This is a genomic window from Microbacterium sp. MPKO10 (assembly GCF_026107415.2).
Lineage (GTDB): Bacteria > Actinomycetota > Actinomycetes > Actinomycetales > Microbacteriaceae > Paramicrobacterium.
This window is the reverse complement of sequence record NZ_JAPCHX010000001.1, coordinates 566,619-582,602: the sequence shown is the minus strand read 5'-3', so window position 1 is coordinate 582,602 and position 15,984 is coordinate 566,619. Positions and strand designations below refer to the sequence as shown.

The following is a 15,984-nucleotide window of genomic DNA, read 5'->3' as shown; positions in this document are numbered from 1 at the left end:
CGTCAAGCGTTTGTTTGAGCTGATAGTGTTAGGGCATACGCGACAGCGGGACGGGACGGAGCACACCATGGAATCGGAACCTCGCCGTACATCGATTCGAGAGCGGTTTCGCGAGCAAGTGCGCGACGATGTCAAGGTCGTCGCGCTTGAGCAGCTCGCCGACGGCGGTGCGGAGTCGATCTCGCTCAATGCCATAGCGAAGAAGCTCGGCGTTTCAGGCCCCGCACTTTACCGGTACTACGCGAACCGCGACGAGTTGCTGAAGAGTCTCGTCATCGATGCTTACCATGACCTGCGCGATGCCCTCTTGGCTGCGCCCGGGGCGCGCGATGACCAGTGTGAGGACCGCGTCAAGGCTCTAGCGCGGGCCTACAGGTCGTGGGCGAAAGATCGGCCGAACCGCTATGAACTACTCTTCAAGCCGCCGTTGCCGGGATACGACGCCCATTCGGCAGAGATCTCCGAGGCCGGACGATCAGTCATGGGTGTTGTTCTGGGAGTGATCACGGGTCGTCTGGGCGCGGAGTCATCCAAGAGTGTCGACGAAAAGGGCGCGGGAGTGAACGGCGTTCTTGACAGCGAGGAAGTGCTTCGAGAACGCCGTGCATCGTCGCCCGAGTACCAACTTGCTTTGCGCGTGTGGTCGCGTTTGCACGGGTTCGTCAGCTTGGAGCTCGGCGGAGCATACGCCGCGATGGGCGTGGATGCCGATGCTCTCTTCGACACAGAACTCGCCGTTCTCACAGTCAGCGCCGAGTCGCTGAGCGAACCGCGTCGCCCGTAAAGTTCTTCGGCCGGCTGTCAGTCGGTCGGTTCGATGCGCACCGAGCGCTCGCGGGCTGCCGGCGAGGCGATGCCCGCGATCGCGATCAGGCCCAGCACTACGAAGAGTGCATTCAGCAGCCCGATGTGGTCGGCGAGAAGCCCGATGAGCGGCGGTCCCACGAGGAACGCGCAGTAGCCGATGATGGCGACGGCACTCACGCGTGCCGCGGCGTCCTTGGGTGAATCGGCGGCAGCGGACATGCCGACCGGGAAGCCGAGCGAAGCGCCCAGCCCCCACAGGACTGCGCCGACAACGAGCAGCGGAAGACTCGGCGCAATGATGAAGAGCAGCAGCCCCAGGACGGCCGAGACGCCGCAGCCGATCAACACGCGGACGCGCCCGAATCGGTCGAGGAACGGACCGCCGATCACGCGGCCCACCGTCATTGCGGTGAGGAAGACGGCGAGAATTGCGGCGCCGGAAGATTCCAGCATCCCGTGCCCATCGACGACGGCAAGCGCGACCCAGTCGTTGGCACTGCCCTCGGCGAACGCCATGCCCAGGATGATCAGGCCGATCGCGAGCAGGCGCGGGTCGGCCCAGACGGCCAGGCTGTCGCGGACCTTCTGCCTCCAGCTCGTGTTCTGGCGCTTCAGTTCTTGCGTCTCTGTCGTCGTGCGCGCCGGAACGAAACGCACGGCGATGAGCGTCGTGACGGCAATAAGCACAGCCATGAAGACGGCGTGCACCAGCATCGAGACGTTGAACAGTTCGGTCAGCGCGGCGATGCCGGCTCCGACGACGGTGCCGCCACTGAAGAAGGCGTGCATGAGCGGCATGACCGTGCGCTTCAGGTGCTTCTCGACATCGGCTGCCTCGACGTTCATGACGACGTCGCAGCTGCCGTTTCCAAACCCGAACAGGCCCAGCCCGACGCCCACGACGGCGGGTGTGTAGAACACGGCGGCCCCGAGCCCGATGACGACGAGCCCAACCGCGACCAGCAGCATGGATGCAAGCATGCTGCGACGCGGCCCGAGGCGCGCGAACATCATCGGCGCGAGGATCAGACCCACGACCGAGCAGGCAGACATGCAGAGCACGAGCAGCCCGACGGAGCCCGTCGTGATCTCAAGGTTCGCCTTGATCGTCGGTACGCGTGCTGCCCACGTGGCCATGCTGAGACCGGCCATCGTGAAGATGACGAAGATCGCATTGCGCCACGCGACGGTCTCGCTGCGTGAAGTCGTCACAGTCATGAGTGCCATTCGACGAGTTGAGGGGCCGGAGAACGCCGATCGAATCGATTCGAGAACGGCATCAGCCTAAGCTAGCCGAGACACGACTCGGCGGTCAAGCCGCCGGAGAGCGAGGAGAGGAGGCTGTCATGCCGACACCGCAGAACGCGAGTGCGCGACCGACGCTTGCCGACGTCGCCGCGCGTGCCGGGGTGTCGCCCTCGACAGCATCCATCGCCTTCAGCGGCCAGGGACCGGTGTCCGCGGCGACGAAGAAGAAGGTGCTCGATGCCGCATCCGCCCTGGGCTACGTCGGTCCGGATCCACGGGCGGCCGGGCTGCGTCGGGGGAGAAGCGGAATCGTGGGCGCCGTGCTCGCATCCCGCATCGGCGTCTCGTTTCGCGACCCGGTGTTGATCCAGACCCTCGACGGGCTCGCCGAGGAGCTCAGCTCGGTGGACGCCAGCCTCCTGCTCATGAGCGAGACGGTGGAGGGCGCGAGTCAGGTCACTGTCGCCAATGCGCCCGTGGATGCTGTCGTGCTGCTCGGCTGCAACATCGACCCCGGGCAGTCGCTCGACGTGCTGCGGCGCCGCGGAATCCCCATGGTCGCGATCGAGGCGGAGCCGACGGGGCAGAGCCCGGTGATCAGCGTGGACAACAGGGGTGGAACCCGGATGCTCGCGCAGCACCTGCGCGAACTCGGCCACGAGCGCGTCAGCCTCATCACCCTTGGGCTCGAACGGCCGAGCGAGCCGCGCAGACTGACGCCCGACTGCGAGCATGACAGTGTGCTGCCGGCGCGTGAACGACTGCAGGGAGCGAGAGACGTCTATCCGGAGATCGGCGGCTGGGTCGCGGGTGCGAGCCGCGTTGACGCGGGACGGCGTGCGGCTCTTGCCCTGCTCGACGTCGCGCCGGCGCAGCGCCCGACCGCCATCATCGCGCAGAGCGACCTGATCGCTGCCGGTGCCATTGCCGCCGCCCGTGAGCTCGGCCTCGAGGTCCCCGGTGATCTGAGCGTCGTGGGCTTTGACGGCATCCGTGTCGATCATCTGGGAATGCGACTGACGACTGTGCGCCAGCCGACGTATGCGAAGGGCGCGGCTGCGGGGCGTGCGGTGCTGGCGCTTCTCGACGGCCGTGAGCCGCAGTCGACATCGTTCGACGTCGAGTTCGTGGCCGGTGAGACAACGGCTCCCGCGCGTTCCTGAGCGATCTGGCGGGTGCCGACGCCAGGCACCCGGGATACCCTGGAAGCACCACGATCGAAAGGCCTGAACGTGACTACGGTGAGCTCGGACGCGCTGGATGCCGCGACACCTGTCGCCGCACGGCTCCTGCCGGTCTATGAGGACCTGCACCGGTACCCCGAGCTGTCCTTCCACGAGGTGCGGACGGCGGGAATCATCGCGGCGCGGCTTGCCGAACTCGGGTACGACGTGCACGAGGGCGTGGGCCGCACCGGCGTCGTCGGCGTTCTGCGGGTGGGCGAGGGCCCCGTCGTGATGCTGCGCGCCGACATGGACGCCCTGCCGGTGCGAGAGCAGACCGGGCTGCCGTACGCGTCGAGCGAGCGGGGCATCGATCCCGATGGAAATGACGTGCCGGTGATGCACGCCTGCGGGCACGACATCCACGTCACAGCGCTGCTCGGGGCTGCCGAGCTTCTGGCTGGCGCGCAGAGCGACTGGTCTGGAACCCTCGTGCTCGTTTTCCAGCCCGCCGAAGAAAACGGCGGCGGCGCACAGGTGATGATCGACGACGGTCTGTACGACATCGTCCCGGCACCGGACGTCGTCATGGGCCAGCATGTCATGCCGCTGCCGACCGGATTCATTGGGGTGTCAACAGGGCCGGCGTTCGCAGCGACGGATGAGCTCGAGGTGCGCCTGTTCGGCCGCGGCGGGCACGGATCGCAGCCGGAGTCGACGATCGATCCCGTCGTGATGGCCGCGGCGACGGTGATGCGGCTGCAGACCATCGTGTCGCGAGAGGTCGCCGGGCGCGAGACAGCCGTGCTCACCATCGGAACGATGCAGGCCGGCTCCAAGAGCAACGTGATCGCCGACGAAGCGCGTCTCGGGCTCAACATCCGCAGCTACGATCCGGGAGTGCGCGACCGCGTGATCGCGGCGGCGCACCGTATCGTGAACGCCGAGGCCGCAGCATCCGGTGTCGACCGCGCCCCCGAGATCACGGGCCGTGACTCGTTCCCCGTGCTCGTCAATGACCCCGCTGCGACCGGTCGCACCGTTGCCGCATTCGCCGAGCGGCTCTCGGGCGTCACGGTGCGCGAGGTGCAGCCGGTGATGGGCAGTGAGGACATCGGAAACCTCGCCATCCCGGTCGACGCGCCCATCGTCTACTGGCTTCTCGGCGGTGCCGATCCCGCGCTCTTTCCGGAGCCGGAGACCCTGACGGCGCTTCCCAACGGCGTGCCGTCGAACCACTCGCCGTTCTTTGCACCCGTGCCCGAGCCGACGCTGCGCGTGGGCATCGCGGCACTCACCACCGCCGCGCGCGAATGGCTCCGCGCGGCTGAGCAACCTGAGGGGGAACGATGATCAAGGTGCTGTACTCCGACGATGGCGTCGTCATGATTCGGCCTGTCACCACCGCCGATGCCGAGGCGCATATCGCGGGGCGGGACTCCGAGTACGTGACGTGGATCGACTCGTCGGATGATGCCGACGACGTCGAGCGGCGACGATTCGCCGCTGCCGAGGAGGCATGGGCCGCGGGTGGCCCGATCTACGAGTTTGCCATCATCGCCGACGGTGCCCTCGCGGGCACCATTACGGCGGAGACCGGGCACGAGGGGCTGCAGCCGCACCAGGCGGATATCGTCTACGGACTGTACCCGAGCACGCGCGGGCGCGGCATCGCGACGCGAGCCGTGATGCTGGTGGTGTCGTTCCTCGACCAGATCCCCGGCATCTCCGAGGCGATCACGCGTGTGAACCCCGAGAACCCGAAATCACGTTCCGTCGCCGAGCGCGCCGGCTTTGAACCGCTCACGACGGCCGCCGCCGAGGCAGACGCGAACGACTGGCTGAGCACACGTGTGTCGCTCGTGCCAGCAGAGCAGCGGTAACGGCACCCTCGTGGTGTCGGCTGGTAGTGGGGACCACGCGCTGTTGACGGACGATGCTCCATTGACCAGGAGCACAGAACGGGTGCGCAGAACGGGTGCGATCACTCGCACTCAGTGAATTGCTGTAACTCTGCGGACGTGCTGTAACTCCGCGGCAGTGCAGCACGTCCGCAGATGTCAGAAAGTGTTGTCGCGGCGCTCGATGAGGCCGAGGTCGAGTGCCCGCAGCACGGCCTGTGTTCGATCGGAGACCCCGAGCTTCTCGTAGGCATGCAGCAGGTGCGTCTTCACCGTTGCCTCGCCGATGAACAGCTCGCGCGCGATCTGCGGATTGCTCTTGCCCGCGGCGACGAGCCTCAAGACGTCGAGTTCACGCGGGCTGGGGGCTGGCGGCTGAGGCTCAGGGGTGTGTCGCATCCGCTTGACCAACGCCGCCGCGATCGACGGCCCCAGAACGGTCTCGCCCCCAACCACGGCGCGGACGCCCGCGACGATCTCGTCTGACGGTGCCGCCTTCAACAGGTACCCGGATGCTCCCGCCTCGATCGCCCCGAGGATGTGATCGTCGCTCTCGTACGTTGTGAGAATCAAAACCCGGGTATCGGGAAGTTCGGTGGCGATTTCGAGCGTCGCCTCTGTGCCATCGAGCTCGGGCATGCGCAGATCCATGAGCACCAGATCGGGGTGCAGGGCGCGCGTGCGCGCAATGGCCTCGGCCCCGGTCGCCGCCTCGCCGACGACCTCGATGCCGTCGGCGTTTGCGAGCAGTCCGACAATGCCGGAACGCACGATGGGGTGGTCGTCTGCGACGAGAACGCGGATCACGATGTCTCTTTTCGGATGCTGGATGCGGAAGCGGGCATCGGGGCAGCACCGTCGGTCGATGTGCGGTCGACAGCGGGAACAGTCACGCAGAGAATCGTGCCCGATGGAAAGCGGCCGGACGCGGCATCCGTCACCGACAGCGTTCCTCCGACCAGGCCCACGCGTTCGCGCATCCCCGACAGCCCGAATCCGCGTTCGTCATCGATCGTGACGCCGCCGAGACCACGGCCGTCGTCCGTGACCGTCAGTCGGATCTCATCGTCAATCCGCCGCAGCGCGATAGCGACGTGATCGGCACGAGCGTGCTTGCGCACATTCGCGAGGCCCTCCTGCACGCAGCGCAGCAGCATGACCTCGCGTTCGCGCGGCAGTGGCTCGGCCAGCTCGACGCGCGTTTCCACACGCATACCAGTCTCACGGGCGAAGCGCTCGCCGAGGCGTGTCAGGCTCCTCTCGAGCGGGGCGGATGCTGTCACGGGCGCGTTTGCCGCGACGAGCCCGCGGGCCTCGTCCAATGATTCGCGTGCTGTGTCCTCGATGAGCGCGATCGTGGGCGTTGGATCGGTCTCGCGTGATGCACGCTCGGCGAGCATCACAATGCTCGTCAGACTCTGCGCGATTGTGTCGTGGATGTCCCGCGCGAGCCGTTCGCGCTCGCCGGTCGCCCCGGACTCGCGATGTGCCGCCTCGAGTTGCCCCTGCGCCGCCGTCAGCTCGGCCAGGAGGCGTGCGCGCTCACTTCCCCACGAGGCGATGCTGGAGATCCACAGCCCGAGTGCGACACTGAACGCGGTGGAGATGCCGGCGATCGACAACGCCGTCACGGTTCCCCCGGGAGTCCAGCCCTGCGACTGGGCGAATGCTGCCCCGAACGCTGCAGTCGTCACGACGTTCATGACGATCGCCTGTGTCGTCCCCGACGATGACAGCCAGATCAGCGGCAGGACGATCACGAGTGTGTTCATCATGTCGGCGTTCAGAGCGATGGATGCTGCCGCAAGCGCGATCATCGTGAACTGCGCCGCGATTCCGATGCCGAGAGGTGGCTCGTCATCAGTGATGCCGATATGCACGGGAACGTAGCGTCGGAGCAGCGCGGCGTACAGCACGCCGAGGGCAATGAGAAGACCAGCGGGCCCCCAGCGCTCGACCGTCGTGCTGTCAGAATCGGCGAGTGCAATGACGCAGAGCGTGGCGATCACCAGAATGACCGCCACGTCCCACCAGCGCCGAGTGTTCACGCCTCTAGGTTCTCACGCCACATCAGCGATCCTTGTGGATCCAGCGGAATGTGAGCCGCGAGAGCACGAGGGCTGCGATGATCCAGAGCCCGAGGTTGAGTGCGACGAGCCACAGGTCCCAGCTGCCGGTTGGCTCCTGTGCTGCCCAGGATTCAGGAAGGAACGCCGACCGGAGGCCCTGCGCCATCCAGCGGACCGGGAAAAGTCCCGATGTCGTCTGCAGCCAGCTCGGGAGCATCGAGAACTGCAGGTACACCCCGGAGATGAACTGCAGCACGAGCACAATCGGAATGATGACGGCTGTGGCTGTCTTGCCCGAGCGTGGCACGGCCGAGAGAGCGATGCCGGCGAAAGCGCATGCGGCGATCCCCAGCACGTACACCCAGGCGATGGTTCCCCACGCTTCAGCCGTCGTGGGCAGCTGCGCCCCGAACGCCAGGACCGCTACACCGACAAGAAGCCCGATCTGCAGCACGCTCGTCACGACGACCTGACCGAGCTTTCCGATGAAGTACGAAACGGGTGAGAGCGGCGAGCCGCCCAGGCGCTTGAGCGTGCCGTCGCTCTTCTCGACGGCGATGTCTGAGGCGAGGTTCTGCACGCCGGAGAGCAGAATCGCGCCGGCGATCATTCCGGGCAAGTAGTACGTCGCCATGGTGAGCTCTCCCGGTAGCTCCTGGTCGCTGAACACCGCAGCGAACAGCGAGTAGATCAGTGTGGGAAACAGGAATGTAAAGAACACCTGATCGCCCGCGCGGAAGTACATCTTCAGTTCGAACGGCACACGACGGATGCCGAGGGCCAGCGATCGCGCGGGCGAGAACGTGGGCAGTGTGGCGGTGGCGGTCATGCGCGGACCTCCTCGACGGGTTCGGAATCGTACGCGTCATCAGAATCGGCCCCGATGAGCGAGAGGTAGACGTCCTCAAGCGTCGGTCGTGCGATCTCGATGTCTCGCGGTTCGCCGCCCGCCTCGGCGACGAGCGCGGCGACGGCGCGGCCCGGCTCGGGTGTGCGTTCTTCACGGCGTCGCCCAGTGGCATCCGTCCACCGCACGACCGGCATGCGTGACGCGGCCCCGCCGATCTCGTCGATTTTGCCGATGTCGATGAGACGTCCTCCCGCGATGACGGCTGCCCGGTCGCCCAGCTGCGCGGCTTCGTCAAGATAATGGGTGGTGAGCAGGATGCTGGTTCCCGACGCCTTGAGCGAGCGGATCAGCCCCCAGAACTGCCGCCTCGCCTCGGGATCGAAACCGGTCGTCGGCTCATCGAGGAACAGCAACGCAGGGTTGCCGATGATGCCGAGTGCCACATCGACGCGCCGTCGCTGCCCGCCCGAGAGCTTGCCGATGCGGGTCTTGTCCTTCTCCCTGAGACCGACGGAAGCGATTACCTCGTCGACGTCGCGCGGCGCGGGGTAGTAGCCGGCGAACTGCGTCAAGAGCTCGCGTACGGTGACATTTCCCGTCTCACCCGTCGACTGCAGCACAATGCCGAGCTGTGCCCGCCAGGGCAGACCGCCGATGCCGGGGTCGACGCCGAGCACCCGCGCCTCGCCCGATGTGCGCTGCCGGTAGCCCTCGAGAATCTCGATCGTCGTGGATTTGCCAGCGCCGTTCGGCCCCAGCAGGGCGAAGGTCTCGCCCCGGTGGATGTCGAAGCTGACGCCGTCGAGCGCAACGAAGGATCCGTAGGTCTTGCGGAGGTTATGCACCTCGACAACGACATTCGCGTCGTCTGGAGTGTCTGTGGTTGCCATGCTTCCAGCGTCGTTGCACAGCTCGTTCTGCGACAGCGCCTGACCGGCTGATTTTGCCTCCACCGATCGGTGGAGGCTGTCAGCGCGCGCGCCCGACGCCAGACACGAGCGTCGCCGTCAAGATCACGGCCGCGATGATCTGGTACCCCAGCCACAGGACGCCACCGAGTGAGCTGTCCCCCGATGCCAAGAGGAGAGCGGCGATGGTGACGAGAACCCAGAGTCCGTCGTACAGAGCAAGCGAGACGAGAAGACTGCGCGTGGTCCGGTGGGAGGCGAGTCGGGCTTCTGTCATTCCGACGAGGGCGACGGTGATGCCAGCGAGGATGGCGAGCCATACGGGGACCCCCAATGCGGATGCGAGTGGGACGCACGCGACGAGGTAGACGAGACCGAGCGTCATCTTGAAGAAGCCGTCTGCGACGACGCCCGCTCGCGTGGCTCCACGCGGCGTGGACGGGAGTGTGGTCATGTCCTGATCCATTCTGATAATGAGATTATTAGTATAATGTGATTATGCTTGCAATACGAGAAGAAGCAAAAAGGCGCAATCGTGAGGCACTGATCACGGCGGCGCGCGCCCTCCTGGCTCGTGATGGCTCTGCCGTGCGTCTCGAGGACATTGTCGAGCGGGCGGGCCTGACAACGGGGGCTGTGTACTCGCTGTTTGGAAGCAAGGGCGGTCTGCTCGTCGAGACTGTGGCCGACTTTCTCGCACCTCACTATGACGAGATCGACGCAGCTGTTCCCCCCGACGCCGACCTGTCGGAGGCCGTCGCCTCCATCGCTCGCCACATACGGCGCACGTGCGATGAGCCGGATGCGCGGAACTCTCTGCAGTTCCAGATGACCGTTCACGACGTCGCTCTGCGCGACGAGGGCCTTGGGCGACGACTCGCGGCATCGGTCGCCGACCAAGAAGAGCGTCTCGTAGCGGTGCTTTCCGGCCGAGGGTTCGCGGGTGCACGCGTGACCGAACGGCAGGCGCGACGTCTCGTTCCGGCATTGCGAGCCGTGTTGCTCGGGCTGAGCCAGGGCGTCGTGTTCGGTATCACGCCGCAGGTGAGCGAAGAGTACATGGCTGCGGCGGCGCGTGCGCTCGTAACGCGCGACGTTGTCGGTCCGTGACCCGCGGGTCGGTATGCTGGGCGGCACGATCGAGCGGGAGGAGCAGCAATGGGGCAGCAGCCGGGTGTCAGGGAGTGGGCGCGCACCGTCGACCTACCGGATCCGATTCGCTGGGGCGAACTCGAAGAGCAGATCTTGGAGTTTCCCGTCACCGACGAGCAGGTGAAAGATGCAGAGGAAGTCCCGGGTGGTCCGGGAGCGCTGAATGTGGCAGTCGCCTACCTTCTCTGGGTGCCGTACCTGCTGGCACCAGTCGTGGGACTCGTGCTGGTGATCATCGGAATCGGCGCCGACATGCCCTCCGAGCGCGACGATATGATCGGCCCCGCGCACTTCTTCTTTGTGATCGGCCTGGTCCTGATCATCGTCCAGTTGGCGCTCTGGGTGAGCACTCGCGACCGATCGATGATGCTGATCGGCACCACCATCCCCGTGACCGTCGTCTCGCTCGTCGCCTACTTGCTGGTGCGTCCGCTTCCCGGCGCCTCGTGGACGTCCTTGATCGCCCTTGTGTCAGCAGTGCTCGGTGTTGTCGTGCTCGTCCTCTTGTTCTTCGTCTCGAAGCCGATGGCACCTGGCCCACGAGTGAAGTGGCGCTCCGCGACGGCTGAGCAGAAAGTGCAGCTGGGCAACCGCGCCATGGTTCTCGAAGAGCTGAAGAAGCGCGGTCTCATCACTGACAAGGGCACCGATATCTCCGGTCTCGTCGAGATGCCGATCGGTGCGTGGCACCGGATGGACGAGCGTCTGCGTCGCTGAACTCGCCCGCAATGGCGGGGCAGAACTCCCCATGGGCCACGCGACCGCACGCTGTTAGCGTGACACTATCGCGCGGCACATACGGCCGCACGGAACGCAGCAATCGTACGTCGCCGTACGTCGTAACAAGGGGGAGAAAACCGTGTCTGCATCATCAAAACGTCTGTCGTTCGTCGGCGCACTGATATCGGCGGCAGCGTTGCCGTTGCTCGTAACCGGGTGCACGGTCACTCCCACGGTGAGCCCAGAAAACGTCGCGGAGGCCGCTGCAGATGCTCTCGAAAATGAAGTCGGTCAGCGCCCCACCATCGACTGCGGTGACGAGGCGATTCCGCTCGAGGAGGGCACCGAGATCACGTGCGATTTGATCGATGAGGCAACAGGCGACATCTACGACACCAGCGTGACGCTCTCCGACATCAAGGACGGCAGGTATCACGTCGCCGTCAAGGTGGCGGATCACAAGCGAGCCGACGACTGACCTTTCGCGTCAGGCTCCCGTGCGCATCCATGCCGCCCCACGCGAGCGAATGCCGAGCGTGAGCGCACGCGCTGCGATGTAGCCGAAGCTGAACGCCGCCGTCAGCCACGCCAGTCCTGATGCGCCCGAGGGGGACGCAAAATACACCCAGAGGGCCAGTGGCAGGTAGCACAGCAGATTCAGGATGCCGGTGAGCGCGAGGTAGCGCGCATCGCCAGCGCCGATCAGCACCCCGTCGAGCACGAAGACGAAGCCGCCGAGCGGAACGCTGCATCCGAGAACGATCATCGCGGGCGTCATCATGGCGGCCAGATCCGCGTCGCCCGTGAAGGCATGACCGAGCACTCCGCTCAGGCCGGCGACGAGGGCACCGATCGCGACTCCAGAGCCCAGGCCCCACACGAGGCAGCGGACGAGAACGGCTCTCACTTCGTCGACGTTCCCCGCGCCGAGCCCCTTGCCGATCAGCGCCTGCGCCGCGATGGCGAGGGCATCGAGTGCGAACGCCGTCGTGCCGTAGATGGTCATCATGATCTGGAAGCCCGCGAGCTCACTCGTGCCGAGCGACGTGGCGACGAAGATCGACAGGAGCATCGCCGCTCGGAGGCTTGCGGTGCGGATGAACAGCCAGCCGCCGGAGAGCGCTGAGCCGCGCAGTCCTTCACGCGACGGTCTGATCGTCGCGTGAGTCCGTCGTGCGTGGCGCAGAACGACCACGAGGTATGCGGCAACCATGCCCCATTGGGCGACGACGGTTCCCAGCGCCGAGCCGGCAATACCAAAGTCGAGCACGTACATGAAGATGTAGTTGAGGACGATGTTGGCGCCGAACCCCGCGACGGCGACGACAAGCGGCGTCTTGGTGTCTTGCAGGCCGCGCAGCAGCCCCGTCGCGGCATAGACAATGAGCATGGCGGGAATGCCCGCCATCGAGATTCCCAGATAAATGGATGCCTGGTCGGCGACGCCTGGCGTCGCTCCGAACGGGGCGATCATCAGCGGTGTCGTGAACCAGCCGGCGAGAGCCAGCACGATGCCGAGTGCGAGCGCCAACCAGATTCCGTCGATCCCCACCGAGACGCCGCCGCGCTCATCGCCCGCGCCGAGCAGCCGTGCGACGGCGGGCGTTGTGGCGTACGCGAGGAAGACCATGAGACCGATGATCGTCTGCAGAACGGCGCTCGCGATTCCCAGACCGGCGAGCGGTTCGACACCCAGGTGCCCGACCATCGCCGAGTCGGCAAGCAGAAACATGGGCTCGGCGATCAGCGCGCCGAGAGCGGGCACCGCGAGGCGCATGATCTCGCGGTCGACAGCTTTCACGCCCTCGACTCTAACGGTGAATCTCACCGAGTCGGCGCAGTGTCGCCTCGGTGCGCTGCGCCCGCTTGACGCGATAGATCGCCACGACGAGTCGCTGCAGCTCACTCGCCTCGTCGGCATAGGTGACGAGCCGGTGCTCGCGCAGCCACTTCATCAGTTTCTCGACGATGCCGACCTGTACGCGCGCTTGAACGCGGTCGTCCGGCAGCCAGGCCGGCTCGATGAATGTGGTGAGGGTGTACAGCAGGTCGTCCGCGTGCATGCAGCGAATGAACGCATCGTCGGGGTGGAACTGGCGCTCCAGGTTCAGGATGCCGAGGCCCCCTGTTGTGAGGCTGCGATGTCCTGCGGTCTCCAGGTATTCGCGCAGGTGTCGTTCGACCTCCTGCACACGTCTCAGACGCTTGCCCGTCTTCCCGGCCGCTTGCCAGGCGAAGAAGTGAAAAAGGAGCTCTTCGATCGTCGGGGTGTGTTCGTCCTCCATGGCGACGACCCTGTCATGACCCTCCGACAGCAGAGATCTCTGGTCTCTGGGTGTGTTGGCTGCCAGGAGAGACGTTTCCCCGACAGCGACAGCTCTGGCGTGCTCAGCGCTGTGGCGCGTACCTCAGACCGTCGATGAGCAGCCCCACCATGTCAGTGCCAGGAGCCGAGTTCTCTGAGTCGACGGGCGCGGAGAGACTGGCGACGGCGTAGAGCAGCTCTTTCGCATTCACCCCTGGCCTGATTGATCCAGCGGCCTCGGCAGTCGTGAGCAACGATGTGAGCGCGGGAACAAGGCGATCCACGAAGTAGTTGGGGAGCGCATCGAACGCCGGATCGCCCGAGTGGAGTGCCTTGCCGAGCCCCTTCTTCGTGCCGAGAAAGTCGGTATAGCGTCGCAGCCACGTCACGAGCGCCTCGTCCGGCTCGAGTTCTTCGGCAAGCACCGGAGCAGCGTCGGCGCAGGCGTCGACTTCGTGGCGAAAGACGGCGGTGACGAGGTCGGAGCGTTGCGGAAAGTGCCGATACAGGGTCCCGACGCCGACGCCGGCTGCCTCGGCAATTGTACGCGTCGGGGCATCGACGCCTGACTCGGCGAAGCAGCTCTTCGCTGCCTCGACAAGGGCGTCGAGGTTGCGTTTGGCGTCGGCGCGCTGCGGCCGGCGTTCGCTCATGAGAATCCCCTCTTGCTTAATCGGAACATTGTTCCGTATAGTAGCGGAATGACGTTCCGTTTAGATCAGCTTACGTCATGCGGCACCGAGCCGCCACACCTCGCACGAAAGCAGAGTTCATGAAATATCGCACACTTGGCCGCACCGGCATCCGGGTCAGCTCTTTTGCCCTGGGCACTATGGTGCTGGGCGCCGAAAAGCTCGGAAACCCGGATCACGACGATTCGGCACGCATCATTCACAAGGCTCTCGATTCGGGAATCAACCTTGTCGACACCGCAGACGCCTACTCGACCGGAGACTCCGAGATCGTCGTCGGCAAGGCGCTCAAGGGCCGCCGCGACGATGTCGTGCTCGCGACGAAGTTCGGTCTTCCGATGAGCGACGACCCCACGCAGCGAGGGGCTTCACGTCGGTGGATCATGACAGCTGTCGAGAACTCGCTTCGCCGTCTGCAGACCGATCACATCGACATCTACCAGATGCACCGCCTCGACCCCGACACCGACTTCGACGAGACCCTGTCAGCACTGACGGATCTGGTGCGCAGCGGAAAGGTGCGCGCGATTGGCGCGTCGACCGTTCCTGCCGCACAGATCGTCGAGGCGCAGTGGGCTGCTGAGCGACGAGGCCTCGAGCCCTTTCGTACGGAGCAGCCACCGTATTCGATCCTCAGTCGTGGAATCGAAGCCGACGTGCTTCCCGTCGCGGAGCGCTACGGAATGGGTGTGCTGACGTGGAGTCCACTGGCCAAGGGGATGCTGACGGGTCGACTGCGTCGTGGTCAGACGACCGATCTTCGGCGCGCACCGATGTTCCCGAGCTTCAATGACTCGGCTCGGCTGGACGCCGTCGAGAAGATCGCCGCGCTCGCGGACGAGTCGGGACTGTCGATGCCGCACCTCGCGCTGGCGTTTGCCTCCTCGCATCCCGGCGTCACATCGACCCTCATCGGGCCGCGAACGCTGGACCAGCTCGATGACCTGCTGGCAGCGGCCGACCTGACGTTGTCTGACGACGTGCTCGACCGCATTGACGAGATCGTCCCGCCCGGAACAGAGGTCGGTGCCCCCGATCAGTCGGCGTATATCCCACCGTCGCTGCAGCAACCGAACCTGCGTCGGCGCGACAACTCTGACGTCGCAGCAGCATGACACTGACGTCGATCCAGAAATCAGGAACACGAAAGGAACAGCACATGTCTCATCAGCAGCATCCCATCGGCAGCGGATTCTCCGCGTCGTCGACAATTGACGACGTTCTCGCGGGAGTCGAGCTGTCAGGCAAGAACGTGATTGTGACGGGTGGCCATTCGGGCCTCGGCCTCGTGATCACCCGCGCGCTGGCTTCGGCCGGAGCTTCGGTCACCGTCGGCTCACGAGATCCCGAGCGCGCTGAGGCCGCGGTTGCCGGAATCCCACGGGTCGAGGTCAGTCAGCTTGACCTGCTTGATCCGGCATCCATCGATGCCTTCTCCCAGCGCTGGCTCGACACCGGCCGGCCGCTTCACATTCTGATCAACAACGCGGGGTATCCCGCACCGGCTGACATCACGCGAGACGCACGCGGCTTCGAGGTGCAGTTCGCCACGAACCACCTCGGGCACTTTCAGCTGACAAGGGCGCTCTTCCCCGCCCTGCAGTCCGCACAGGGCGCGCGCGTCGTCAACACAACCTCTGGTGCCCAGCGAGGCTCGGACGTCCTCTGGGATGACCCGCACTTTGACGAGCACGACTACGATCCCGGGCTCGCCTACGCCCAGTCGAAGACGGCGAACGTGTTGTTCTCCGTCGAGTTGGATCGCCGCTGGCGCGACAACGGCATTCGGGCATTCGCCGCTCACCCGGGCGTGATTGCCAGCACGGCGCTGAACAGCTCTGTCGGCGAGGACGTCCAGCGTGAGATGGGTCTGATCGACGATAAGGGAAACCAGATCATCGACCCGGAGCGGGGCAAGAAGACGGCGGAGCAGGGGGCCGCCACGATTGCGTTCGGTGCCACGAGCCCGCTGCTCGACGGGATGGGCGGTCTGTATCTGAACAACAGCGATGTCTCGCAGCTGAACGACGACCAGCCGCCGGTGACGGCAGACGAGATTCCGGCCGACGTCGTCTCACACTCGATCGATCCGGACTCTGCTCGGCGCCTGTGGAAGCTGAGCGAGCAGCTTTTGGATGCTGAAGCATAGTGCCTGGGCGTGGGGCGTAG

At 65.5% G+C, this 15,984-nt stretch carries 18 protein-coding genes; 9 read left to right on the top strand and 9 right to left on the bottom strand.

What is annotated here, in order from left to right; all coding sequences use genetic code 11:
- Positions 1 to 67: 67 nt before the first annotated feature.
- Positions 68 to 784: a TetR/AcrR family transcriptional regulator gene (locus OK352_RS02770; RefSeq protein WP_265139862.1), complete on the top strand. Its 717-nt coding sequence runs from the start codon at positions 68 to 70 to the stop codon at positions 782 to 784.
- 17 nt (positions 785 to 801) lie between these two features.
- On the opposite strand, the gene OK352_RS02765 is transcribed toward OK352_RS02770, so the two are convergent.
- Positions 802 to 2,025, bottom strand: coding sequence for an MFS transporter (locus tag OK352_RS02765; protein ID WP_265139861.1), 1,224 nt, complete (start codon positions 2,023 to 2,025; stop codon positions 802 to 804).
- Positions 2,026 to 2,153: 128 nt separating this feature from the next.
- Between OK352_RS02765 and OK352_RS02760 the strand changes: the two genes are divergently transcribed.
- From OK352_RS02760 to OK352_RS02750, 3 genes are all read left to right on the top strand, one after another.
- Positions 2,154 to 3,218, top strand: coding sequence for a LacI family DNA-binding transcriptional regulator (locus tag OK352_RS02760; protein ID WP_265139860.1), 1,065 nt, complete (start codon positions 2,154 to 2,156; stop codon positions 3,216 to 3,218).
- Between the two features lie 78 nt (positions 3,219 to 3,296).
- Positions 3,297 to 4,571, top strand: a complete 1,275-nt coding sequence (locus OK352_RS02755) for an amidohydrolase (RefSeq protein ID WP_265140268.1) — start codon at positions 3,297 to 3,299, stop codon at positions 4,569 to 4,571.
- The gene (locus OK352_RS02750) at positions 4,568 to 5,101 is read left to right on the top strand and encodes a GNAT family N-acetyltransferase (RefSeq protein ID WP_265139859.1); all 534 of its coding nucleotides are present in this window, start codon (positions 4,568 to 4,570) and stop codon (positions 5,099 to 5,101) included. Before OK352_RS02755 ends, OK352_RS02750 begins: the two co-directional genes overlap by 4 nt.
- A 177-nt stretch (positions 5,102 to 5,278) precedes the next feature.
- On the opposite strand, the gene OK352_RS02745 is transcribed toward OK352_RS02750, so the two are convergent.
- From OK352_RS02745 to OK352_RS02725, 5 genes are all read right to left on the bottom strand, one after another.
- A complete protein-coding gene (locus OK352_RS02745) occupies positions 5,279 to 5,926 on the bottom strand; it encodes a response regulator (RefSeq protein WP_265139858.1) in 648 nt (215 codons plus the stop codon).
- A complete protein-coding gene (locus OK352_RS02740; protein WP_265139857.1) occupies positions 5,923 to 7,167 on the bottom strand; it encodes a sensor histidine kinase in 1,245 nt (414 codons plus the stop codon). The genes OK352_RS02745 and OK352_RS02740 overlap by 4 nt, the downstream gene beginning before the upstream one ends.
- Positions 7,168 to 7,189: 22 nt before the next feature.
- Complete coding sequence (locus OK352_RS02735) at positions 7,190 to 8,017, bottom strand: ABC transporter permease (protein WP_265139856.1); 828 nt, start codon at positions 8,015 to 8,017, stop codon at positions 7,190 to 7,192.
- Positions 8,014 to 8,928, bottom strand: a complete 915-nt coding sequence (locus OK352_RS02730; protein WP_265139855.1) for an ABC transporter ATP-binding protein — start codon at positions 8,926 to 8,928, stop codon at positions 8,014 to 8,016. The genes OK352_RS02735 and OK352_RS02730 overlap by 4 nt, the downstream gene beginning before the upstream one ends.
- A gap of 79 nt (positions 8,929 to 9,007) precedes the next feature.
- The gene (locus tag OK352_RS02725; RefSeq protein WP_265139854.1) at positions 9,008 to 9,400 is read right to left on the bottom strand and encodes a hypothetical protein; all 393 of its coding nucleotides are present in this window, start codon (positions 9,398 to 9,400) and stop codon (positions 9,008 to 9,010) included.
- Positions 9,401 to 9,444: 44 nt separating this feature from the next.
- On the opposite strand from OK352_RS02725, the gene OK352_RS02720 reads away from it, so the two are divergent.
- From OK352_RS02720 to OK352_RS02710, 3 genes are all read left to right on the top strand, one after another.
- Complete coding sequence (locus OK352_RS02720; RefSeq protein ID WP_265139853.1) at positions 9,445 to 10,056, top strand: TetR/AcrR family transcriptional regulator; 612 nt, start codon at positions 9,445 to 9,447, stop codon at positions 10,054 to 10,056.
- Between the two features lie 48 nt (positions 10,057 to 10,104).
- On the top strand, positions 10,105 to 10,815 hold the full coding sequence (locus tag OK352_RS02715) for a hypothetical protein (protein ID WP_265139852.1): 711 nt from the start codon (positions 10,105 to 10,107) through the stop codon (positions 10,813 to 10,815).
- Positions 10,816 to 10,957: 142 nt separating this feature from the next.
- A complete protein-coding gene (locus OK352_RS02710; protein ID WP_265139851.1) occupies positions 10,958 to 11,296 on the top strand; it encodes a DUF4333 domain-containing protein in 339 nt (112 codons plus the stop codon).
- 9 nt (positions 11,297 to 11,305) lie between these two features.
- Here OK352_RS02710 and OK352_RS02705 read toward each other — a convergent pair whose 3' ends face one another.
- The 3 genes from OK352_RS02705 to OK352_RS02695 all read right to left on the bottom strand — a co-directional run bounded on the left by OK352_RS02705 (position 11,306) and on the right by OK352_RS02695 (position 13,776).
- Positions 11,306 to 12,595 carry an MATE family efflux transporter gene (locus OK352_RS02705; protein ID WP_265140267.1) on the bottom strand — a complete coding sequence of 430 codons (1,290 nt, stop codon included), beginning with the start codon at positions 12,593 to 12,595 and terminating at the stop codon, positions 11,306 to 11,308.
- A 34-nt stretch (positions 12,596 to 12,629) separates the two neighbouring features.
- Complete coding sequence (locus tag OK352_RS02700; protein ID WP_265139850.1) at positions 12,630 to 13,103, bottom strand: hypothetical protein; 474 nt, start codon at positions 13,101 to 13,103, stop codon at positions 12,630 to 12,632.
- Positions 13,104 to 13,206: 103 nt separating this feature from the next.
- The gene (locus tag OK352_RS02695; protein WP_265139849.1) at positions 13,207 to 13,776 is read right to left on the bottom strand and encodes a TetR/AcrR family transcriptional regulator; all 570 of its coding nucleotides are present in this window, start codon (positions 13,774 to 13,776) and stop codon (positions 13,207 to 13,209) included.
- Between the two features lie 119 nt (positions 13,777 to 13,895).
- Between OK352_RS02695 and OK352_RS02690 the strand changes: the two genes are divergently transcribed.
- Together OK352_RS02690 and OK352_RS02685 are read left to right on the top strand one after the other, a co-directional pair.
- The gene (locus tag OK352_RS02690) at positions 13,896 to 14,930 is read left to right on the top strand and encodes an aldo/keto reductase (RefSeq protein WP_265139848.1); all 1,035 of its coding nucleotides are present in this window, start codon (positions 13,896 to 13,898) and stop codon (positions 14,928 to 14,930) included.
- Between the two features lie 44 nt (positions 14,931 to 14,974).
- The gene (locus tag OK352_RS02685) at positions 14,975 to 15,964 is read left to right on the top strand and encodes an SDR family NAD(P)-dependent oxidoreductase (protein ID WP_265139847.1); all 990 of its coding nucleotides are present in this window, start codon (positions 14,975 to 14,977) and stop codon (positions 15,962 to 15,964) included.
- Positions 15,965 to 15,984 lie beyond the last annotated feature (20 nt).